The 22,830-nt window shown below is 57.0% G+C and carries 13 protein-coding genes; 6 read left to right on the top strand and 7 right to left on the bottom strand.

Features of this window, described 5'->3' with window-relative positions; translation table 11 throughout:
• The first annotated feature begins 8 nt into the window (after positions 1-8).
• The 4 genes from recC to D4A39_RS11295 all read left to right on the top strand — a co-directional run bounded on the left by recC (position 9) and on the right by D4A39_RS11295 (position 10,075).
• The gene (recC, locus tag D4A39_RS11310) at positions 9-3,380 is read left to right on the top strand and encodes an exodeoxyribonuclease V subunit gamma (protein WP_022986969.1); all 3,372 of its coding nucleotides are present in this window, start codon (positions 9-11) and stop codon (positions 3,378-3,380) included.
• Positions 3,377-6,997, top strand: a complete 3,621-nt coding sequence (gene recB / locus D4A39_RS11305) for an exodeoxyribonuclease V subunit beta (RefSeq protein ID WP_119918130.1) — start codon at positions 3,377-3,379, stop codon at positions 6,995-6,997. Before recC ends, recB begins: the two co-directional genes overlap by 4 nt.
• Positions 6,998-7,171: 174 nt before the next feature.
• The gene (recD, locus tag D4A39_RS11300) at positions 7,172-9,103 is read left to right on the top strand and encodes an exodeoxyribonuclease V subunit alpha (RefSeq protein WP_119918129.1); all 1,932 of its coding nucleotides are present in this window, start codon (positions 7,172-7,174) and stop codon (positions 9,101-9,103) included.
• A 144-nt stretch (positions 9,104-9,247) separates the two neighbouring features.
• Entirely contained in the window at positions 9,248-10,075 is an 828-nt protein-coding gene (locus D4A39_RS11295) for an ion transporter (RefSeq protein WP_022986966.1), read from the top strand.
• Positions 10,076-10,170: 95 nt separating this feature from the next.
• Here the strand turns inward: D4A39_RS11295 and D4A39_RS11290 are convergent, their stop codons facing one another.
• The 5 genes from D4A39_RS11290 to D4A39_RS11275 form a co-directional block, all read right to left on the bottom strand.
• On the bottom strand, positions 10,171-11,841 hold the full coding sequence (locus D4A39_RS11290; RefSeq protein WP_022986965.1) for a class I adenylate-forming enzyme family protein: 1,671 nt from the start codon (positions 11,839-11,841) through the stop codon (positions 10,171-10,173).
• Positions 11,838-12,074: a hypothetical protein gene (locus D4A39_RS17645; RefSeq protein ID WP_147393912.1), complete on the bottom strand. Its 237-nt coding sequence runs from the start codon at positions 12,072-12,074 to the stop codon at positions 11,838-11,840. Before D4A39_RS17645 ends, D4A39_RS11290 begins: the two co-directional genes overlap by 4 nt.
• A 310-nt stretch (positions 12,075-12,384) precedes the next feature.
• Entirely contained in the window at positions 12,385-12,888 is a 504-nt protein-coding gene (locus D4A39_RS11285; protein ID WP_158586930.1) for an FMN-binding protein, read from the bottom strand.
• 53 nt (positions 12,889-12,941) lie between these two features.
• Positions 12,942-14,591 (bottom strand): lipoprotein insertase outer membrane protein LolB, encoded by a 1,650-nt coding sequence (locus D4A39_RS11280; protein WP_031227206.1) that lies wholly within the window; start codon positions 14,589-14,591, stop codon positions 12,942-12,944.
• A 130-nt stretch (positions 14,592-14,721) separates the two neighbouring features.
• Positions 14,722-15,618: an oxygenase MpaB family protein gene (locus D4A39_RS11275; protein WP_022986962.1), complete on the bottom strand. Its 897-nt coding sequence runs from the start codon at positions 15,616-15,618 to the stop codon at positions 14,722-14,724.
• A 305-nt stretch (positions 15,619-15,923) separates the two neighbouring features.
• On the opposite strand from D4A39_RS11275, the gene D4A39_RS11270 reads away from it, so the two are divergent.
• On the top strand, positions 15,924-19,328 hold the full coding sequence (locus D4A39_RS11270; RefSeq protein WP_119918127.1) for an Ig-like domain-containing domain: 3,405 nt from the start codon (positions 15,924-15,926) through the stop codon (positions 19,326-19,328).
• A gap of 10 nt (positions 19,329-19,338) precedes the next feature.
• Entirely contained in the window at positions 19,339-20,226 is an 888-nt protein-coding gene (locus D4A39_RS11265) for an OmpW/AlkL family protein (RefSeq protein WP_022986959.1), read from the top strand.
• Between the two features lie 64 nt (positions 20,227-20,290).
• Here D4A39_RS11265 and D4A39_RS11260 read toward each other — a convergent pair whose 3' ends face one another.
• Together D4A39_RS11260 and D4A39_RS11255 are read right to left on the bottom strand one after the other, a co-directional pair.
• The gene (locus D4A39_RS11260) at positions 20,291-20,917 is read right to left on the bottom strand and encodes a TetR/AcrR family transcriptional regulator (protein ID WP_022986958.1); all 627 of its coding nucleotides are present in this window, start codon (positions 20,915-20,917) and stop codon (positions 20,291-20,293) included.
• 765 nt (positions 20,918-21,682) lie between these two features.
• Complete coding sequence (locus D4A39_RS11255) at positions 21,683-22,807, bottom strand: acyl-CoA dehydrogenase family protein (RefSeq protein WP_119918126.1); 1,125 nt, start codon at positions 22,805-22,807, stop codon at positions 21,683-21,685.
• Between the last annotated feature and the right edge of the window lie 23 nt (positions 22,808-22,830).

Raw genomic sequence — 22,830 nt, 5'->3', positions numbered from 1 at the left:
GAATGTCCATGCAAAACGGGCTGATGGTGCTACACAGCAACCGTCTGGAAACCCTCACTGAACTGGTGGCGGACTGGCTTCGTCGCCAGCCGTTGTCCCCGTTGGAAACAGAGACGTTTCTGGTGCAATCCAATGGCATGGCCCAATGGCTGAAACTGCAACTTGCCCAATCTCTGGGGATCAGTGCCGGCTACCAGTTCCAGATGCCCGCCCGTTTTTTATGGAACGCCTATCGCGCCGTGCTGGGGGAGGAACAGGTCCCACGCACTTCGCCCTTCGACAAATCCCGGTTGCTGTGGCGTCTGTATCGTTTGCTGCCGACTCTGCTGGACGATCCACACTTCGGCCCGCTACGGCACTTTCTTACCGATGACCAGGACTGTCGCAAGCGGCACCAGTTGGCGGAACGGTTGGCGGATCTCTATGACGCCTACCAGGTGTATCGCGCCGACTGGCTGACCGACTGGGAAGCCGGCCGCGATCAACTGCGCAAGGCCCACGACCGCAACGCCCACGATGATTTCCCCGACAGCCAGCGCTGGCAGGCCCATCTCTGGCGCGCCGTACTGACAGACATGGACGACGACAAACAGGGCCTCAGTCGCAGCGCCATCCATGACCGTTTTATCGAAACGTTGAAGAGCGGCGAAACGCCACCCGGCCTGCCGCGTCGCCTGATCATCTTTGGCATCAGCGCCCTTCCCCAGCAATCCCTGGAGGCCCTCGCCGCACTCAGCCAGCACTGCCAGATCCTGATGCTGGTGCAGAACCCCTGCCAGCACTACTGGGCAGATATCGTGGAAGACCGTCATCTGCTACGGCGTCAACTGGACGAGCGCAAACGTCACCTCGACCTGCTGCCAGAGAACCGGGTCAATCCGCTGCTGGCCGCCTGGGGCAAACAGGGCCGGGACTTTATCGGGCTGCTCTATGATCACGATGATCCGGACAGCTACCGCAGCGCGTTCCAGAACCAGATCGACCTGTTCACGGATTTGACACCGGGCACGCTGCTGGAACAGTTGCAGCAGGATATTCTCGATCTGGAACCGCAGCCGGCTCCGGATCAGCGACCGCTCCTGCAACCGGATTCGTCCCTGCATTTCACCATCGCCCACAGCCCCCAGCGGGAGGTAGAGATCCTGCAGGATGCGTTGCTGAAACGCTTTGCCGAGGACCCCACCCTGCAGCCCCGGGACGTGATTGTGATGGTGCCGGATATCGAGGCCTACGCGCCCTACATTGATGCGGTGTTTGGTCGCATGGAGCGGGAGGATCCCCGCTACCTCCCCTACACCCTCAGCGACCGCAGTGCCGGTGCCGCCTCGCCCATGGCCCAGGCCATGGAATCCCTGCTGCACCTGCCCCAATGGCGCTTCACCGCCAGCGACATTCTCGACCTGCTGGAGGTGCCTGCAGTGCGCCAGCGCTTTGCCATCGAGGAAAGCGACTTGCCCCAGCTGGCCAGCTGGATTGATCAGGCCCGTATCCGCTGGGGGCTCAACAGCGACCAGCGCCACACCCTGGACGTCCCCGGCTTTGAACAAAACAGCTGGGCGTTCGGGCTCAAACGCATGCTGGCCGGCTACCTGATGGGCGATGGCCCCGCCTGGAATAACATCCAGCCGCTGGACGAAGTAGCAGGGCTGGGCGCCGAGCTGGCCGGGCGACTGTCACGGTTGCTGGAGAGTCTGGAACAGCACTGGCAGGCCTTCCGGGACAGCGCCACTCCGACCCAATGGCAGCTGCGTTTCAGCCAGTTGCTGGACGATCTGTTTGCCCCCGACGAACAGGACGATCAGGGCCTCGATGCCGGCCTGCGCGATGCCCTCAACGACTGGCTGGCGGCCTGTGGCGAAGCGGATTTCGACAAGGCCCTGCCACTGACCGTGGCCCGCCGCCCATTACTCGATGCACTCAATTCCGAAAGCCTGTCGCAGCGTTTTATGGCCGGCCGCATCAACGTCTGTACCCTGATGCCCATGCGCGCCATTCCGTTCCGCCATGTCTGCCTGTTGGGCATGAAAGACGGCGATTACCCCCGCCCGCAGCAGCCCATGGATTTCGACCTGATGCGCCAGTGGGGCAACTATCGCCCGGGGGATCGCTCCCGGCGGGACGACGACCGTTACCTGTTTCTGGAAGCCCTGCTCAGCGCCCGCGACAGCCTTTACATCAGCTGGACCGGCCGCAACGTGCGCGACAACAGCGAACGTCCGCCTTCGGTACTGGTGGCCCAGCTGCGCGATCACATCAACCAGCGCTGGCACTGCGATCAGGGCGACCCGGTGGAGGCCCTCACCCAGGCCCATCCCCTGCAGCCCTTCAGCGGCCAGTACTTTGATGCCGCCAACGATGCTCTCGACACCTATGCCAATGAATGGCGTGTACTGCATGATGGCGAGGCCCCGCAGGTGGACAATCGCCAACCATTGCCGTCACTGGACGTGGACGAACCGGTGAACTGCAGCGTCCTGGGTCGCTTCCTGAAGCAACCGGTGGCGCATTTTTTCGAACGCCGGCTCAAGGCAAAACTGAAACTGGAACGCCAGGTACTCGAAGACAGCGAACCTTTCGGTTTCGATGGGCTGCAACGTTATCAACTGCAGGATCAGCTGATCAGTGACGCCTTGCAGGCGGGTCCGGAACAGGCACAAAGCACCATGCAGGCCACTCTGAACCGGCTGGCCGCCAGCGGCGACCTGCCCCTGCATCCGTTTGAAGAAGGTAGCCGTGACAGCCTGCTGGTGCCGCTGGCCGATCCGCTGGACGATTACTTTGCCCTGTTGGCCCAGAGCGGCAGCCCGCAGCCCCAGCAGGAAATCCGTCTGACCGCTGGCCCCCTGCCACTGGAAGACTGGCTCACCGATCTGCGCGGCGCCACCGCCAACCCCCAGCGGCTGGTCCTGCAGACCGGCAGGCTGGAAAACCGTTACGACAAGCTGTGTCGCGACTGGGTAATTCACCTGGCTGCCTGTGCTGCCGGCTACCCGCTCACCACCCGCATACAGGGCCAGGATGGGCGCTTTACCTTGCTACAGTTGACCCAGCAGGCAGCCCAGCAGCATCTCGACCAGCTTGGTCATGCCTGGCAACAGGCGCTCTGCCATCCACTACCGGTGGCCTGTGCCACCGCCTTTGCCTTCCTGGCGGAAGAAGATGAAGAGAAAGGCGTGAAAGCAGCAAGGAACAAATACACCAGCAGCGATTTCAGCCGAGGGGAAGTGGATGACCCGTCACTGGCCCGCGCCTGGCCGGATTTCGATACGCTCTGGGCACAGACAAAAGAGGAAGAACCGCTGTTTCTTTACTGGACAGAACAACTCTATGCGCCCCTCTTCCTGAACAGCCAGTGGGCCGAACTGGGGGACCTGTCATGAGCCATAACGACGGATGTCAGTCCCCACCGCTACCGATCACCTTCCCTCTGCATGGCACCCGGTTGATCGAAGCCAGCGCCGGTACCGGCAAGACCTTCACCCTGGCAGCGCTTTATCTGCGCCTGGTGCTGGGCCATGGTGACGACCGGGCCTTCCACCGCCCGCTGCTGCCACCGGACATCCTGGTGGTGACCTTCACCGAAGCCGCCACGGAAGAATTGCGCGAGCGGATTCGGGACCGTCTGGCCGATGCCGCCCGTACCTTTGCCGACCCGGACGCCACTGCCAGCGACCCGGTGCTGTCACAACTGCTGGCCGACTACGCCGAGCCGCAGGCGCGCAAGCAATGCGCCCAGCGCCTGGATGCCGCCGCCCAGTGGATGGACGAAGCGGCCATCTACACCATCCACGGGTTCTGTAATCGCATGCTCAAGCAGCATGCGTTTGATTCCGGCAGCCTGTTCAGCCTGGAACTACAGGAAGATGCCAGCGATGACCAACTGCAGGCGGCACGGGATTACTGGCGCAACATCATCAACCGCTTCCCGGTGAGTGCCGCCAACCAGTTGCAAAGCGAAGGACTGGGCAACCCGGATGCCCTGCTCAAGCAAGCCCGTCCCCTTCTGGGGCTCAAGGAAGCCGATCCGGCGAACCTGCCAGACAGTGTCAAAGAATGGCTGACGCAAACCGATCCCCAGGCCGAGCTGGACCGGCTGGCTCGCCAGCAACTGGCGGAGGCCTTGCCGGACTTTCTTCACTGGGTACGTGACGCCCAGGAGAACAAGTGGCTGAACGGCAACAGCTACCGGGCGAAAAGTGTGCCCGGCATGCTCAAGCTCCTGAAGCGCTACGCCAAGGGTGAAGGCCTGCGCGACAAGGATTACGCCGTCCTCTTCAAGTTTTCTGAAGACGGCCTGAAGCTGACCAAGGCGGGTCAGGACCACCGTCCGGACTTCCTGTTCTGCAAGACGCTTGATCGGGTCCTGATGGGGCGCGAAAACACCCGCCTGCCACGCACGGACCTGCTGGCCCATGTGGCCGCCTGGATTGACCGGCGGGTGGACCAAGTGCGCCGCCAGACCGCGACGCTGGGCTTCGATGACATGCTCACCCGCCTGCGCGATGCCCTGGAAGGGTCCAACGGCGAGCGGCTGGCCGCGGTGATTCGTGAGCAATTCCCGGTAGCGCTGATCGACGAATTTCAGGATACCGATCCGGTCCAGTACGGGATTTTCTCTGCACTCTATGGGAATCAGCCGGAGATCGGCTGGTTCATGATCGGCGACCCCAAGCAGGCCATCTATGCATTCCGCGGCGCGGATGTATTCACGTACCTGAAAGCCCGCACGGCCACCGAAGGCAACCACTACACACTCAAAAAGAACTTCCGTTCTGCCCATGCCATGGTCTCCGCTGTAAACGAGTTGTTCACTTACAGCGACCAGACCTTTGGTGATGTCTTCCGTATGGCCAAAACCGGCAGCCCCTTTCCTTTCGACCCGGTGGAAGCCCAGGGGCGCAAGGAACAACTGGAAGTGGATGGGCAGGTCAAAGCGGGCATCACACTGTGGGTGGAAGACCGCGACAGAGCGATCAGTGCCGGTCAGTACCGCCAGCAACAGGCGGACCGTTGCGCCACCGAAATCGCCCACCTGCTCAACGGCGCGGAAAAAGGCGACACCGGTTTCCGCAAAGACGAACAATTCCGGCCGCTCCAACCCAACGACATTGCCATCCTGGTTCGTGACCGCACCGAGGCCAAAGCCATTCGTGATGCATTGATGGAACGTGCGGTGCGCAGCGTGTATCTGTCTGATCAGGATTCCGTCTTTGCCCAGCCGGAAGCGATCGACCTGTTGCTGATCCTGCACGCCTGCGCCAACCCGGAATCGGACAGCAAGGTGCGCAGCGCCCTGGCCAGTGCGTCACTGGATATAGCCTATACGGAACTGGATGCCATCAACCAGGATGAGGTGCGCTGGGAGCGCATGGTGGAACAGTTCCATGGCTATCGGCACCAGTGGCAACAGCAAGGCGTGCTGCCCATGCTGCGCAGTTTGTTGATGGATTTTCATGTCCCGGTGCGCCTCAGCCAGAGCCTGGATGGCGAGCGGGCACTGACCAACCTGTTGCACCTGTCTGAATTGCTGCAGCAGATGGCCACTCAACTGGATGGCGAGCAGGCCCTGATTCGCTATCTGGAAGAAACCCTCGAACAGCAGAGTAACAGCAGCAAGGAAAGCATCCTGCGGCTGGAAAGTGATGACGACCGGGTCAAGGTAATCACCATCCACAAGTCCAAGGGGCTGGAATACCCGCTGGTGTATCTGCCCTTTATTTGCAGCTTCCGCCCCGCCGACAAGAGCAAGCCGCCGCTGCGTTTCCATGATGATGACCGGCTGCATGTGTCACTGGAGCCGGATGCAGAAGACGAGCGCAAGGCTGACGAAGAGCGCCTGGCGGAAGACATGCGCCTGCTCTATGTGGCACTCACCCGGGCCTGCCATACCTGCACCCTGGGCATTGCCCCCTACGTGAAAGGCAACGGTAAAACCAACCAGCTGGAGAAAAGTGCCATTGGCCGCCTGCTGTTTGGTGACGGTGTGGAAAATGAAAAACTCACCGAAACACTGAGGCCAGTCATCAGCGACTCGGTAAGCGTGATCGCGCCACCGCAGAGCAATGATCTGCCGTATCAACCGGCCACCCGGAAGCTGACCCTGAAACCGGTACAAGTGCCCCCCCGACATCAACGCCAACCCTGGTGGATTGCCAGCTACAGTGCCCTCAAGCAGGTTCAGGAAACCCTGGCCCCGGCGGACCCGCGCAGCGACCAGTTGGCCGAACAACCGGATCAGGACAGCATGCCGGAACAGGAGCCCTTGGCGGGTAGCATCCACGCCTTCCCGCGCGGCGCCGCCCCCGGCACCCTGCTGCATGATGTTCTCGAGCAGGCAGCAAACCAGGACTTTGTTGCGACCCTGGCGTCTCCTGCCCCCTTCGAACAGGTTGTGGCAGAAAAACTTCAGGCTCGCGGCTGGCAGGATCACGCGGCGGTGATTGAGGACTGGTGGAAAACCGCCCTGCAAACCCCGTTACCGCTGGCCGCTGATCAGGTGGCACTGAGCGAGATGGCCACCTATGTGGCAGAGATGGAATTCATGTTGCCCGCCAACCAGGTGAGCGTGGCTTCACTGGATCAGGCCATCCGCGATGCCATCCACCCTGACCTGCCCCGCCCGCGACTGGAAGCGGACACCCTCAACGGCATGCTCAAGGGCTTTATCGATCTGGTGTTCGAACACCGCGGCAAGTACTACGTGCTCGACTACAAATCCAACTGGCTGGGCGTGGATGACACCGCCTACACCACCGACGCCATGACCCGTGCCATTCTCGACAAGCGTTACGAGGTGCAGTACGTACTCTACCTGCTGGCCCTCCATCGTCTTCTCAAGAACCGGCTTGGCGAAGACTACAATCCGAATCAACACCTGGGCGGCGCCGTCTATGTGTTCCTGCGCGGCATGCAGGGGCCAGCCGCGGGCACGGTCTTCGACCGGCCGGCGACGGAGTTGATTGAAAGGCTGGATGCGATGTTTGGAGGAGAGGGGTGAGTTTAAAGTTAAAAGTTAAAAGTTTAAAAGCGCGGGGGACGCTTTCCCTTGCTGGAACTCTGTACCCGCGCACCACTACCCAAGAATCGCGGCGCATGACCTGTTCGTTAAACTCTACACCTTCCCGCGTTTCAACTTTCAACTTTCAACTTTCAATGGCTTTTGGGGGCTTCGATGCAATCTGATCTATTCTCCGCCCTCAACTGGGAAGACGCCCTGAAGCAACTGCGTGACGGAGGCCTGTTGCGGGATCTGGATGTGGCCATTTCCCGCTTTCTGCATCAGCAATGCAGCGAGGCAAGCTATGAAGTGCTGTTACTCGCGGCCTTTACCAGCAACCATCAGTCCAGTGGCCATCTCTGTCTGGATTTTGAAAATGACGCCCTGAGCACGCAGCTGTGGGGCACATCACCGCCTGCGGAACTGACGCAGTTACTCCCCGGGACACCAGATCAATGGCTCACAGCCTTGCAGCAAAGCCCGCTGGTCAGTAACGACGGCAGCACACCGCTGGTGCTGGATCAGCATCGACTTTATTTGCGCCGTAGCTGGTCACAGGAACGGTCGGTTGCCGACGCCATTGCAGCACGGCTGGCCACGCCTTCCGGACTGTCTGCACAGCAACTGCATGGCCCGTTGCAGGCACTGTTCCCTGACAGTGGTAACGGCACCAACTGGCAACAGGTGGCCTGCGCGCTGGCCAGCCGCGTTGGTATCGGCATCATTACCGGCGGGCCGGGGACCGGCAAGACCACAACAGTGGTAAAATTGCTGGGCCTGCTGCAAAGCCTGGCCATGGAGAACCATCAGCGCCTGCGCATTCGTCTCGCCGCCCCCACCGGCAAAGCCGCCGCACGGCTCACCGAATCCATTGGCGACCAGGTCGCCGCCCTGCCGGTATCTGATGCGGTTCGCGACAGCATTCCCACCGACGTGACCACCCTGCACCGTCTGCTGGGCACCCGGCCAGATTCGCGGCACTTCCGTCATCACGCCCACAATCCCCTGCACGCGGATCTGGTAGTGGTAGACGAAGCCAGCATGATCGACATGGACATGATGGCCAGCCTGCTGGCGGCCCTCCCCGCCCATGCGCAACTGATCCTGCTGGGCGACAAGGACCAGTTGGCCAGCGTAGAAGCCGGCGCAGTCATGGGCGATTTGTGCCGCCATGCCTTTGAGGGACGTTACCACGCCGACACCGTGGACTTCGTGGCACAGAGTTGTGGCGCCGACATTCGTGACTTCTGTGAAGAACCCGACCAGCCCGGCACGGCACTGGCACAGTCCACGGCCATGCTACGGACCAACTGGCGCTCCAAAGACAGCCCCGGCATCGGCGCCCTGGCTACCGCCATCAATCAGGCGGACCTGGGCAAGTCACGGGCGGCATTCCGGGATTACCCGGAGAGCCTCAACCGTCACCGGTTGCAAAACGACAATACACAGTTGGAAAACCTGTTGGTGGAAGGCAGCGCAGGTCACGCCGGCTTACGCAGCCTGTTTGCCGCGGTGGACTCGCCGCCCGGCAACGAAGAACGGGATCCATGGGCAGCGGGTCTGCTCAAACAGCTGACCCATCAGCAGTTGCTTAGTGGCCTGCGCAGCGGCCCCTTTGGGGTAGAGCAGCTCAATCAGCGCCTTACCCATTACCTGCAACAGCAGGATCTGGCACCGGAACGGGAGTGGTATGCGGGCCGCCCGGTGATGATGACGCGCAATGATTACCAGCTGGGGCTGATGAATGGCGATGTGGGCCTGACGCTCCCCGGCGAGACCGATGACAACGGCAACCACCGGTTGCGGGTGGCGTTCCAGTTGCCCGACGGCCGAATCAAGTGGGTGCTGCCTTCGCGGCTGGACGGGGTAGAAACCGTGTACGCCATGACCGTGCACAAATCCCAGGGTTCGGAGTTTCGTCACACCTTGCTGGTGCTGCCGGATGCGCCGCACCCGCTGCTGACCCGGGAGTTGGTTTACACCGCGATTACCCGCGCTCGTGACACCTTCACCCTGCTGGAGTTCGGCAAACCGTCCGTGCTGGAAAGTGCCATTCGCAAGCCGACCTGGCGAGCCTCCGGGCTGGCAGACCGGCTCCAGGACTGAGTTGGCAGCAAACGGAAGAGCACCAGACGCCTCTGCCGGCATCCGCCTCCGCCCGCCCCGTAGACCTACCCTGCGGGGCCATGGCCGATTAGAATCCGCATCTGAATCTGTTGAGCCACACTGCACACAGGACCGCAACCCGTCATGTCATCCGAATTGACCCAGCCCGCCTCCACGCTCGAGTACCTGCGCCGCATCGAATCCAGCAAGCTGTTTCAGGGCGCGGTCATTGCCATCATTATCCTGTCGGCACTGACCATCGGCGCCAATACCTACACCCTGCCACCGCTATTCAGCGACACCCTGGCGCTACTGGACAACGCCATCACGGTTTTCTTTCTGGTAGAAATTCTGTTCCGCCTGGGCGTACACCCCGACAAGAAGCGGTTCCTGCTGGATGGCTGGAATCTGTTCGATACGCTGGTAGTCATCGGCAGCCTGATCCCCATGGACAATGCCGAAGTGGTTCTGCTGGGCCGGCTACTGAGGGTATTTAGGGTATTGCGACTGGTATCGGTGGTGCCGGAACTGCGCTTCCTGATCAACTCGCTGATCAAGGCCATCCCGCGCATGGGCTACATCGCACTGTTGATGTTCATCATTTTCTATATCTACGCGGCCATGGGCTCCATGTTCTTCTCCAGTGTCGATGAAACCCTGTGGGGGGATGTGGCCATCTCCATGCTGACCTTGTTCCGGGTGGCCACCTTCGAAGACTGGACCGACGTGATGTACGCCACCATGGAAAGCTACCCGTTAAGCTGGCTGTATTACCTCAGCTTTATTTTCCTGACCGCGTTCGTCTTCCTGAACATGATGATCGGGGCCATTCTGGAAGTGATGAGCGAGGAACAAAATGCCAAACAAGCGGAGCAGGCCCATGACGAGCGCGAAAAAATGACACGGCAACTGGCAGAGATGCAGTCACAGCTTACCGAGCTAACCGCCCTGATCAAAGCCCGCAAAGAGTGAGTTCTTCTTTTTCACGCCTCACGCAGCCTGATTATTTGCCAGCATTAATAAGGGACACCTTTGTGTCCCCGGGAAACCTCTGGCTAGCGCCGGCGTTATGCCGGCTGTCTCAGGGATTTCTTGTCAATCTTGCCAACGGAGGTCAGCGGAATCGCATCAATAAAGAACACTTCCTTGGGGACTTTATAGGGCGACATGTTTTCCCGGCAGAAACCTTCCAGCTCGACCTTTAGCGCTTCTTCAGACTGTTGGCAATCCGGGGTCCGCTCCACGTATAGCTGAACAACGTCATTGCCTGGACGTTTAGTATCAGCGCGGCCAACAACGGCACACATGGCAACCCAGGGCAGGCTTTGTACCTTGCCTTCCACTTCCACGGAAAACACTTTGTAGCCCCCCACAATCAGCATGTCCTTGCTGCGGTCGCAGACACGAACGAAACCGTCTTCGTCCATGACGCCCACGTCCCCGGTGTGCATCCACAACTTGCCGTCCATCTCACGCAAGGATTTCTTTGTCGCTTCAGGCATTTCCAGATACCCCTGCATGACCTGCGGACCGGAGGCGATAATTTCGCCAGCTTCGCCCAGCGGCATCAGGGTGGTGCCATCTTCAGCATCCACGATACGCACATCGGTGCCCGGCAGGGGAATACCCACATGGGCTTCCTTGAAGTGCGAGGCCGGGTTCAGGGTGATCACCGGGCTGGTTTCGGTCATGCCATAGACTTCACAGAACTTGCCTGCACCCACCACGCTTTCCAGCTTCTGGACTTCCTCCTTGGCGAACGGAGCCGCACCGGAAATAGCCATCCGCAAACCGGAGAAATCCAGGCTCTTGAACGTTTCATTGGCGCACAGCATCTGATAAAGCGCGGGCACCGCGGCCAGCACGGTTGGGGTGCGTGCTTTCATTTCGCTGACGAAGTGATCGATATCACGCGGGTCCGGGATCAGCAGAAACGTGGCAGCGGTGCGCAGCGCGTTAAATACCACCGCCGCACCACCGATGTGGAACAACGGGAAGGCGGACGCCACGGTTTCTTCACCGGTGCGGTAGCCATAAAACTCGTTGGCCTGCAGGTTATTCATGAACAGATTGCGTGAGGTGAGCTTGGCCCCCTTGGGCAAGCCGGTAGTCCCCCCGGTGTACTGCAGGTACAGCACCTTATCCATGTCTACACGGGTGTCGACAGGCTCCGCCGTGGCTGGCAGGTGGTCATGCAGGGAAATCCCCTGAACGCCTTCCACCGTGGCGTTAATCGCTTCACCCTGCCCGGTCATGATATCCATGGGCCCGGAGACGATCACCGTCGACAGGGTAGGTACCTTCCCCAGCACCGGCTGGACTGAGGTTTGCCAGAACGGCACCAGCGTCATAAGAATCTTCACCTTGGCATCATTGGCCTGGTGAGTAATTTCTGGCGGGGTCATCAGTGGCGAAATACTGGTGGTCACCATGCCAAGGCGGGCGGCAGCAATAAAACCAATCACATATTGCGGCGTGTTGGGCAACTGCATGCCCAGCACGTCGCCTTCACCCGCGCCTTGTGCCGCAAACAGGGCCGCCATGCGGTCTGCCAGTTCATCCAGCTGCTTGTAGGTGATTGCCTGCCCCAGAAATACCAGCGCTTCGCGATCCGGGAATTGTGATGCATAGCCACGAACATAATCCGACAGGGTTTTTTCCGGCAACTCAGGCAGGGTATACCAGTCCTTGCCAAGAGATTCATAGGTGGACAGCCAGGGACGATTTTCCTGATTCATTTGAGCACCTTAAGCGTATTGTTCACATTATTGGCTTCAGCGTTTCCGGAAACTTCCAGCGCATGGCAATCGAGGTTCCATCCGCTTGCGTACAAGGGTTGCCTGCGACCACCCAGCGGCGTCGCCCGGCGACCCCGGCAGCCATTCAACCGGAGAATTCGATCTCCAAGATAGAGGCTGTTGAGCAAGAGGTCTTTAGCCAGAACTGCCATCCGGTGTTGATGTTTGATCATGTAGAACATCGCTTTTACGGCATCTGTACATTGACACTGTCAACAGCCCGGCCATGCCCTGTATTGCCTGATTATTCAAAGAGATAACCACAGGCTCACGACCGGATTAAAAAGACAAAAAAGGAATTTTTGTATAGGGAAAAGAGTCAAACGAGGCAGCATTCGTAGACAGTTACGTATCGATTTTCAACTGGAGGCCAAGCGGCATTACCGCGCCTGCGGAGGTAAAAAAATGACCTGGCCTTGTACCTTTTGAGGAGGTTGCAGACACAGGTCAAACGCACACGACTAACAACAACGAAGCAGCCCCTCAGGGGATCGTTTCCCCCTGAACAGATTGGTGAAGTACCAAAGCCATGGCCGCCACGCGATTCAATGCATCAACCGACAAGGTTGCACCGGTAATGCCGTCTACCGGCCCCGACAGCGCATTGTTCCCGGTCAGCCTTAGTCCCAGGTACTGCTTGCGAAAAGCAGCCTGATGAATTTCACCCCCCCGGGGTTCCCGATACACCAGCAGCTCAATGACCGCGATCTCACCCTCAGGATTAATGCCAATACCGATCGTCATTGGCATATCCTTGCTCTTTTCATCGATGATCCAGGCGCTGGTTCCATTTTGCAGCCAGTAACGCAGCCTCAGCCCGCTATAGCGATGCCCCAATGCCGCCTCAGCTCGCTTGCGAGTATCCCCTCGCAGCGGCATCAGCGAAATTGAAGGCACATTTTCGCCGTACACCTTGGCCAAGAAGGCCTCGGATTTCAGGTATTCGGTTTCGTCGTAGGCCGCACCGGCCGGAAAGGCGATGAGCATGAGAATCCACATGCTCAGCCGGCACATGGTTGCCCAACGCCGTATACCCCTCATCAATTAACCAACCTTTCCTTGTCGAAAAAGGCCTCGATGAAGAACTGGTTAATTCCACCCAAGCGCTCCCCCTCAAGGCGAGCCATCGCTTCGTGATAGACCGCCTGGCGCTCCATATTTTTCGGCAACAATGCACCAAGAGTCCAGGCACCGGCACGCATCCAGCCGTAATTCATTTTTTGCCACCATCCATACTTCATTTCATATTGATCACGAATCCGCGGTGGTAGTTCGGCTGAAGTAATAATTTCCTGTCCCCACATCGGGACAACCATCCAGATCGACTGTGCTTTGAAAAGATCGTTTTTGAGGCGCATCGCCGCAGGGGTTACCGTGAGTTGCGGACTCGCCCACATGGCACGGTTGTATTCCATGAATTCGTTCCAGTCAGCCGGCAAGGCACTTTCAGGTATGCCGAACAACATGGCAAACAGCTTGGTCTCTTCATAGAAACGGTCTTTTTCCTGCTGGGTCAGCGGCTCTTCCATCTCTTCATACATATGAACGATGGTTTCCCAGAGAGTAGCGTGAACCCAGATCATGGCGTTGACTTCGTTGGCACGGTATTCCGAGCCACGTGCAAATGCACCACTCTCTTCAGGTAAGTTCCCTTCGATTTCCTCGTGAATATCCCTGACCTGATTAGCGGATGCCATGACCTGAGGCATGCTGCCGTAGGTCACGCTGAGAATATGGTAAAAGGTTCGACGGGCGCGCCCCAGCGGATCGTTACGAACCACAGAATGCTCATCAATACCTGCCGTCACCCACGGGTGTGCTACCTGGAGCAATAGTGCTCGGCCAGCACCAAAGCTGCCCGGCAAGGCCATACCGGACAGACGCCACATCATCGAATCCGGGCCATACAAACCCACGCGCGAATCCGGCAACTGATTATCATGAATCTTGCGAAGCTGCCTGCAGAAATCCGCTTCATCAATCCACCTTGGCAATGGCGCACTACCGTCACGCGGTACCAGAGTGCGAACCACATCGCCACCGCCGGACGGCTCTACAGACGCAGCGATCTCTTCATCTGTCAGATTTTGCCCGCACGGGTTAGTCAGGTACCCGGTTTCCGCCCGCACAATATCCAGACGCAAGTTCTTGTTTTCGCCATTGAACTTGATGTCCGCGGGTAATTTGTAATTGCCGGTAACCGACATGAAGTCATGGAAATAAATCTTCCAACCCTCTTCCTCAATTTTCTTCGCCAGATTAGTACCCTGCTGCGTGATCTTGGCGTCGGCCGTAGCTGGCAAGCCACGAATCCAATAGGACAACGAGCCTGCTTTCATCACCGACATCAGGTGCTGAGCGACCTTTTCAGCTTCATACCCGCCAATGACATCCAGGCTTTCATTTTCCGGCTCATAGATGTTGCCAAGAATAACTGCCTTGGGTTTACCCACAGGATTGTCACCAAGAATGGCCAGTTCGTAGTTCTCATCAATTTGCTTGAAGTAAAAATGGCTCTTGCTTTTGATCCCATCGGCGCGCAACTCCAGCGCTCCCTCAACCATCCATTCACTCAGTGTTTCAGGAGACTTGGGCACATAATCGGATTCTTTCAGGGAAGAGCACCCCTGCAGCGCCAGCAGCATCACCCCGGCAAGAAGGACTCTCGCATTTCTGCTCAGTACGTTCATGAGATTCTCAACTACGTTTTTTTGTTATGGAAAATGAGCAACGTTAAGGTGCCCACCGTCATTTGGCCTTTCGCTAATAGCGAAAATGCTATTCGTCCCTAAACATCACTCCGAACCCGATACAGTCTACTCAGCGTGAAGACACACCCGCCTGGTAAACGTCCGGATGAGCTTTAGCATCGTCAAACGCTTTTCTGGCCATGGGTATCAAACGCATCTTCTTCGGTGTTAGTGAATGCATTATCCGGTAGAAACCGCACCAGATCCGAAAACGACGCTCGTCTCCCTTACTCCATGGGATATCGAATTTTTCCCGAAATTGATGCGGCAAAGTGGCGCGCAGATTGAAACGCAGAAAACGTCCCATCACTGCACGGATCATTATCCAGGCCATGCTGGGTAGCCACTTGATGGGAGGCTTCGGAATTTCGAGATAATGGTTATGGGCTAACAAATCTGAAGCCACCTCTCCCATTTCCAGCTTGTCCTGAATCATGCCGTGGAAATAATCCCAATATTCGCTCTCGTTTTCCGGCAAATCCTGGTCCCTGATTCCCATCAACAACCCAAGCTGGCGCCATTCCTTGAACATGATGGTGCGCTGCTCGGTGGTGGGAGATTTTCCCAGCATTTCGTGCATTCGGATGGTCGCATCATATCCGGTGATATGTACCCAGCTATAGGCTTCCGGGTCCAGAGCAAAATACTTATTCCCATGCTTGTCCACTCCCTTGATAGAGCGATGCAGGTCGTACAGTTTGACGCCCATTTCAATCGCCTTCTGGGGACGTGCATAAACAATCGGCCAAAGCAATGCCGTGGAGCGCTTGGCTCGCCCCCACGGGTCTGTCTTGTAAACCGAATGCTCCCCTACCCCCGCATCGACGATGGGATGCGCAACCTGCAGAACAAATGCCTGGGGCAGCATCAGATTAAAACGCCAGGACCCAAAATCCTTCCAGGTCATGGAATCTGGCCCCAGCGGTTTCAGCACATCACGGCGCGATTGCTCAGGGAGTTGCGTCATCAGTTACTCCAGCCATCAAGATTGAGACAAAAAATAAAATACGTCTCATTAATCGACATAACAAGACAATGAAACAAATTTGTTTCATTTGTCGACTGGTCGACTTGAGGATTTCCGGCAGACTGGACAGCCAACTAAATAAATAGCATATGTTTGTTTAATACAACGATACAAATATTGATTTATGTATCACTGTGTGTTTTTTTGAATTCGAAATCCTTTTGGGTCGATTTAACGCTACGGCTTACCCAAAAGCCCAACCAGCCCTCTTCCAACAACACCCAATACAGTGCTGGAGAAAAATAATGACGAATCGCTCACAGTTACGCCTCAGTATGTTGGTGCCCGCAGTTGCAGCTGCTATCACCGGCTGCGGCGGTGATAACCAACCGTTTGTTCCTCCCAAACCCGGCAATGCGCTGATTTATACCTATCCGGTGGAGGGCATGGTCGATGTCCCTACCGCGAGCAAAGCGTTGATGGTGTTTTCCAGCAAGGTCAGTGAAACCGCTGTCATGGCCAACTGCGCGGGCACCGCAGAAGCGCCCGTAGGCGGGTTTTGCGTTACTGGCCCTGATGGGCCGGTGGAGACCGCAAGCCACACCAATATCGCCAATGACGGTCACACTATCGAATTCAGCATGAAGGCGCTTAAACCGGGCACTACCTATCAAGTCTGGTTGCACAGGGAAGTCTCCCCCAGCGCTGAAAACCTGGATAACAGCAAACCTGTATTCAGCTTTACCACCCGGCAGGGAAATCCAATCAAGAGCCAACCCCCTGCAGTAATTGCCTTCAATCAGGATAAACCGGAAGCTTTTCTTGACGATACTGACGTCGCAGCGCAATTCCCGATCGTCGATATCTCGCCCGTACGGCTGACCTTCAGCGAACCCCTGTTTGACGACTCAGTCATACTCGGTGACTCCGTCCAGTTCATCAAAATCAGTGAAGACAACAGCGAAGAAGCGGTGGATGTGGACATGCTCGCTGAGCGACACTACATCACCTTGCAGCCCCTGCAGGATATGCTCCCCGATACGCGCTACGAGATCCGTCTTAGCGGTGAGATTATCGATCTGAACGGAGAAGCCCTTGCTCCGACAACCTACACTTTTATTCCTCGGGCCTCCAAGGTATCCCCGGAAACGGCGAACCCGCCCGTAGCCCAGACCCTGCAAACCTTTCCTGACATGGAAACTCCTGGCTACCCGGGTCGTTCCAAGATTACTGGCGGGCCAACCAACCAGTTCACACTGGAAAGCACGGCCTTGGGCATCAATGTTGCCAATTCACTTCCAAACGGTCTGGAAGCCTTCCTCGCAGATCCGCAGGCATTCGGGGGAGTTGTCACTCCGGTACTGGCGCGCAAGGGCCAGCAACTGCAACTGACAGGAATCGACCCGGCAAAGCTGGGCGGCGAAGTCCATACGGACCTCAGCACCGGCCTGATAACCGGCACCTTCCTCAGTAATGTGACGGGCTATCTCATGCCCAATATATATCGTCCCGCCGGGTTCCAGCCGGATGATGAGCGGGCTCCGCTGTATGTCTATATGGATTTCGATCTTGCCCTGCAAACCGAAAACCTGCAGGGCAACGCCACGCTAAACCAGAATCTGATGCACGTTCGAGCCATCGGTGTGGCCACAATCGAAAACCGCGCGCTGACCCTCGAAGTTTTCCGCACACTTGAACTGGACGTACTGGGCGGAGCAACAAAAGTCGCGGCAGACTTTAACCTTCAGGCGAGAAGCGACCCTGACATCGCCATTGATTTCAACAATTACGATGCCCCAAGAGTGACAGGGACTTACCCGGCAAACCACAAGGTTGGGGTGGAAACCAACGACAATATATTACTGTCTTTCAACGAACCGCTAAGCCCCATGGGACTGGATGACATCCAGCTTCTGGATATGAGTCACGGCGGCACAGCGGTTGCAATCATAATCAAACGCAGTGGCACCACACTAACGGTCTCGCCGCAGGCACGTCTTCACCCCGCCAGTGAATACCAGCTAACACTGCCCGACAGCATCAGTGACATTCATGCCCACAACCCACGCTATCTGTCCGAAGGCTCTGCTTCTGATGATGCGCTGGGTGGAACCAATACGCTGACGTTTACCACTGCGGATTACACAATCAGTGCCAATGCAGGTGAAGACGTGCCCCCCATGATTCTCGGGCTACACCCCGGAATTGGCTGCGCGCTGGTGAACACTTCCGTTCCCGGCTATGCCGGCCGCTGCAAGGGCGGAAAAAGCGATGACGAGCTGTACCTGGATTTTCAATATGAGATAGGCCGCGTCATCGAAGCCTCTTTCAGCCAGCCCATGGACACCGACACCATGGTACTCGGCACAATCTCCCAGGATGGCAGCGCCTGCGAAAATGGTCCCATCTGCCTCGCGGTGGACCTCGACGGGTCCTGGCAAAGCATTTCGGCTGCACTGGTTACCAGCAACCTGAAACTCCAGATTTTCCCCGACGCAGATACTTTTGTTGCTGGCGAGGAATACCGGCTCGTGGTGAATGGGGACAGCTCACCCAAATTGTATAGCCACAACACACTCGGCCATCTGCCACTGAATACCACCCCAATGGAAGGTATCGGCAAGACCAGTACTCATAATAGCGAAGGGGGGAGCAACATCGTGATTGATTTCACAGCCGTTGCTCCGTTCGATACGGTCTACGCGACGGTGTACACCCGCCCCTACTCTGATTTTAACGGCAGTGGAGGCTGGGATGAGGGTGAACCCCAGCCCTGCACACAATGGAACTCTGACGGTTCACCAGTGGAAGAGAGCTGCAGTAACTTCGCTACCGCAGATGTGTTGGATACCCACGGCCTGATTACTGACGCGAGTCTGACCGAGGGCCGAGACAAGATCTTTGCCACCGGCGCTCTTCCCATGGCATTCAAACCCAAACAACCCCTTGACCTTGGGCTGCCGGACCTGGGCATGGAGCCGCAATCCGATGGCAGTTGGTGCATGCCCGAGCCAGATGATCTGGGTGAGGAGCACTGCCTCAATGTGGTCGGCGACACCATGATTCCCGTAGAAGTTAACCATCAGCTCATTCTCGGAACAGGGCTGACGATCAACGCAGATGCGGGATTGAACTTTGGCAACCTTCTGGGAGACCTGGATTTCCTGAACATCTTTGATGACTTCATCATTTCCATTCCACTGAAGCTCAACACCCGATCTGTAGTTTTGCGCACACGGCCAGAACGGCCAGATGCACAAAGTGACGTGCTGCCGCTAAATGGCTATATCGTCAACCTGGAGGGAGATCAGAAACCGTACTTTATTGTACGCCTGCCCGCTTGGCTTGATGTGCCGGATCTGGATCTGGTTGCCGCATTACAAGAAGCCATTCTTGGTGAGGGCAATGACATCCTGTCCTTCGCCCAACTGAATGATTTCGTCGACCAATATGGCGCCACTCACACCGCCAAGAGTCTACCCATTGTCGCTTACCTGTATGGTCCCATCAGTTTCCAGGATGACGGTCGTATTACGCTGAAGGTGAGCAACCTGAACAACATTACGGCCACACTCGGGATCGAACTGCTACCGGGTCTTCTGGGCGCCAGCGCGGGATCTGCCGATCTGCTTCTCCCGGCAGAAAAAGTCAGCCTGCAAGTGATGAACCTGCCCTCACGAGCCCGAAAATTGCCTGAGAACGCTCAATAAGGATAACAACATGCAGAACATCAAAAAGGTTCTGCGCCTGCCGGTGCTTGTCACCGGCCTGGCGCTCTGCGCCCCTGTGATGGCGCAAGAACGTACGATTCCGGAATACGATGACGTACGTGTGGACTATCCGGGTTCCGAATTTGTGCGGGATATTGCGGGGGAAGATCGCTTTTACTTCCGCTTCGGGGCCATGTATTTCGATCCGGATGTCACCACCAATTCCATTACGGCCAAAAACCTCACCGAAATTGGCGAAACCGCTCTCGGTCCAAGCCCGCAACGCCTCGAGGGCGAAGCCACCTCTGATCCACTGCTTTTACCCGGAGTGATTTTGGGCTACAAGCTACCATGGGGCAAAGGCTGGTCAATGGAATTAATTGCCTCAGCACCTCCAACACTGGAGATTAAAGCCGATGGCAAACTTGCCAACGAGCCTTTGGTAGAAGAGGTGAACGGTATCCCAACCGGGGTGCCTCCACTGGGGGAAGAGGTAGCTGAAACAAAAGTCGCTCCCCCCTTGATTACCCTGGTTAAACGCTTTCGCCTTGATCATAAGTTACAACCCTATCTTGGCGGAGGCATTGGTTATCTGTTCACTTACGACACCAAAGTCACAAACCCCATCGCTACAGAACTCGGTGAGCCAGACATTGAAGTCGAAAACAAGTTTGGCTATGCACTACAGGCGGGTCTGGATATTCACCTGACGCGCCACTGGTGGGTGACATTCGACACCAAGTACATCTCTTTTCAGGACATCACTGCCACCGTGGAGGATCTGGTCATAAAAGCCCCCGGATTACCGCAATTCCAGTACGCAGAAGTGGGCGATGTGGAATACGATGCTGACATCAATGCCCTCGCTTACACGCTTGGCATTGGTTTCACTTTCTGAAACGAAAAGACCGGCGCAGCGAGCCGGTCTTTAATCTGTATTAACAGAAACCATATCGGGCAACCTACCCTTTCATTAAGGGCCGCAGGCATTCCTCCGCCACTTTGCGTACGGCGGCTTCATCATTCGGGTTCATTACGCCTTCGGGCGACAACAGCATGGACTGCATCAAACGCAGCATCAGCTCTGCCATGAACTCGGTAGATAAATCACTGAGCTTTTCTTCTTTCTTTACCCGCTCGAGCATGTCTGCAAGGTACATCCGGAAAAAGGCCATCATTTGCCAGATTTTCTGGGTGAAGAATGGCAGTATCATCTCTGAATCGGAGGTCAGCAATCTGCGCCACAGCGGATGAGCATGGGCACGTGTCACAGCCAGCACAAAAGATTCCAGTAGCCGGTTCAACCCGCCGTCTATTGCTTTCAAGTCATGTTCGATGCTATCCAGCTCACGCTTGGCCTCCCGCAGGATCACCACCTGTATCAGCTGATCCTTGTCCGCAAAACGACGGTAGGCTGTTGCTCGTCCAATCCCTGCACGATTCGCTACATCCTCCATGGTTGTACGTCGCAAACCGAACTCAATAAACAACGCCAAACCCGCATCCAGAATTTTGACATAGGTCTTGTCACCCTCGGGGAGCTCAAATCCTTGAAGAAGCGCGTTGGACGCGGCAGTAATCCGTGACATGAAGACCCCGTTTGTCATCGTGGCAAGCCAAAAGCGTAACGGTAGCAAATACTTATCTAAACGTGAACGGTCAAGGAATGACAAACGTCCGACAACCGCATGAAAGCGCTTTACCTGCGCACTGCCCCCGCCAAAACATAGTCAATACCTTGCAGTTCATATACTCCAACAACCGAATTACGATCCAGCGCAACAAATAATGACTAGCAAGTCACAAACTGGAAATTTCACATCGCCACAAAAGAGACAGGTGCACTTAATTGTCTCAATATTGCACATTCCTCTTGATGCTTCTCGCATGAATTCCTGAGCGCAGCAATCCGGACACCTGGGTACAGACGCATCCGCCCGCACTCGCCCGGAGATAACAACAAATAAATTTCGACACAAAATCGGAGGTATGCGTGCAATGAACCCCCCAACCCCACGAAGACTTCTTTAGTGTACTGACAGACCAGGAACGCCTGGCCATTATCGAGTACCTTAAGACACTCTGATTCCCGCTTGTCCTGTAAACCACAAGAAACCCGCGCAGCGTCCGCTGTGCGGGTTTTCTTTTGGGCTCCAGAAGCGTCTGCCTAAAGGCGGTATGAGGCTTCCACAACCTCCGACTATCCCGCGGCACGAAGCCACTGTGGGAGCCCACCTGCTGGCGATGGAGCCCACGATTACGGCACCATCGAACCGCCTGCAGCCAGCCGACGCGCAAAACCCGGACAATAAAAAAGCGGCCCGCAGGCCGCTTTCGTCACGTCTCTCGCGTGATTACGCGGAGCGGGCAATTTCCATCAAGTGCACATCCGCGTTACCGAACAGGCCATCCACCGCACTCAGGCGTTTGACGAAATGGCCCACATTCAGCTCGTCAGTCATACCCATGCCACCATGAATCTGAATGGCTTCCTGGCCGATCTTGCGACCGGCACGACCCAGTTGGGCCTTCATGGCGTGGACAGCCTTGGCGGCATCATCGTGACCTTCCACCAGTTTCATGGTGGCAGCCATCAGCAGCGATTTGGTCTGCTCCATGGCAATGAACATGTCTGCCATACGGAATTGCAGCGCCTGAAACTTGCCGATGGGCAGGCCGAACTGCTTGCGGGTCTTGCTGTATTCCACCGTGTCGTTCAGCAGCACGGTGAGGCTGCCGGTGCACTCAGCCGACAAGGCCAGCAGCCCTTCCAGCAGCACAGTGCGGGCGATGTCATAGCCCTGGTTCAGCTCGCCGATACGGGCAGCCTCTGCCACCTTCACGTTGCTGAAACGGATTTCCGCGCCCTGACGACCGTCCACAGTGCGGTGCGGCGTACGTTCAACACCGTCAGCGTTGGCATCCACCAGGAACAAGCTAAGGCCGTCCTTGTCACCGGGCTGACCCGCGGTACGAACCAGCACGATCAGTTGATCCGCATGATCCCCATTGATGACACACGCCTTGGTGCCATTGAGCACCACATCGCCACCCTGCACCTCGCCTTTCATGGCGGTGTTTTCCAGGGTAAAGACGCGCTCGTATTCCTCTGCCGCAAACGCCAACTGCAGACCACCTTCCAGCAGGGAAGGAATGGTTTCTGCCTGCTGCGCGTCAGAGCCGTGACGCAGGAAACCGCCGCCCAATACTACGGTGGCAATGTACGGCGCCATGATCAGGCCTTCGCCCAGTTCCTGCAGCAGCACCATGGTTTCCAGCGGGCCCATGCCCAGACCACCGTGCTCTTCAGCGAACGGTACAGCCAGCCAGCCCAGTTCGGCAAACTGTGCCCAGGTGGCTTCATCCAGCGGCATCAACTTCTTGTTCTGGCGGTGTTTTTCCACGTCGTGGTTGTCACGGACAAAACGCTTGGCGCTGTCCGCCAGCATTTGCTGTTCTTCACTCAACTGAAAATTCATCTGACTTCTCCTTGTTGGCGGAC

The organism is Alcanivorax profundi (assembly GCF_003597125.1).
In the GTDB taxonomy this organism is placed as follows: Bacteria; Pseudomonadota; Gammaproteobacteria; order Pseudomonadales; family Alcanivoracaceae; genus Alcanivorax; species Alcanivorax profundi.
This window is presented reverse-complemented; position numbering and strand designations above follow the sequence as displayed.

Coding starts and splice junctions, on each gene's coding strand:
- D4A39_RS11290 (WP_022986965.1), bottom strand. CDS start 11,841: ATGAATCAGGAAAATCGTCCCTGGCTGTCCACCTATGAATCTCTTGGC.
- recD (WP_119918129.1), top strand. CDS start 7,172: ATGCAATCTGATCTATTCTCCGCCCTCAACTGGGAAGACGCCCTGAAG.
- D4A39_RS11275 (WP_022986962.1), bottom strand. CDS start 15,618: ATGACGCAACTCCCTGAGCAATCGCGCCGTGATGTGCTGAAACCGCTG.
- D4A39_RS11295 (WP_022986966.1), top strand. CDS start 9,248: ATGTCATCCGAATTGACCCAGCCCGCCTCCACGCTCGAGTACCTGCGC.
- recB (WP_119918130.1), top strand. CDS start 3,377: ATGAGCCATAACGACGGATGTCAGTCCCCACCGCTACCGATCACCTTC.
- D4A39_RS11270 (WP_119918127.1), top strand. CDS start 15,924: ATGACGAATCGCTCACAGTTACGCCTCAGTATGTTGGTGCCCGCAGTT.
- recC (WP_022986969.1), top strand. CDS start 9: ATGCAAAACGGGCTGATGGTGCTACACAGCAACCGTCTGGAAACCCTC.
- D4A39_RS11285 (WP_158586930.1), bottom strand. CDS start 12,888: ATGCTCATCGCCTTTCCGGCCGGTGCGGCCTACGACGAAACCGAATAC.
- D4A39_RS11265 (WP_022986959.1), top strand. CDS start 19,339: ATGCAGAACATCAAAAAGGTTCTGCGCCTGCCGGTGCTTGTCACCGGC.
- D4A39_RS11255 (WP_119918126.1), bottom strand. CDS start 22,807: ATGAATTTTCAGTTGAGTGAAGAACAGCAAATGCTGGCGGACAGCGCC.
- D4A39_RS11260 (WP_022986958.1), bottom strand. CDS start 20,917: ATGTCACGGATTACTGCCGCGTCCAACGCGCTTCTTCAAGGATTTGAG.
- D4A39_RS17645 (WP_147393912.1), bottom strand. CDS start 12,074: ATGATCAAACATCAACACCGGATGGCAGTTCTGGCTAAAGACCTCTTG.
- D4A39_RS11280 (WP_031227206.1), bottom strand. CDS start 14,591: ATGAACGTACTGAGCAGAAATGCGAGAGTCCTTCTTGCCGGGGTGATG.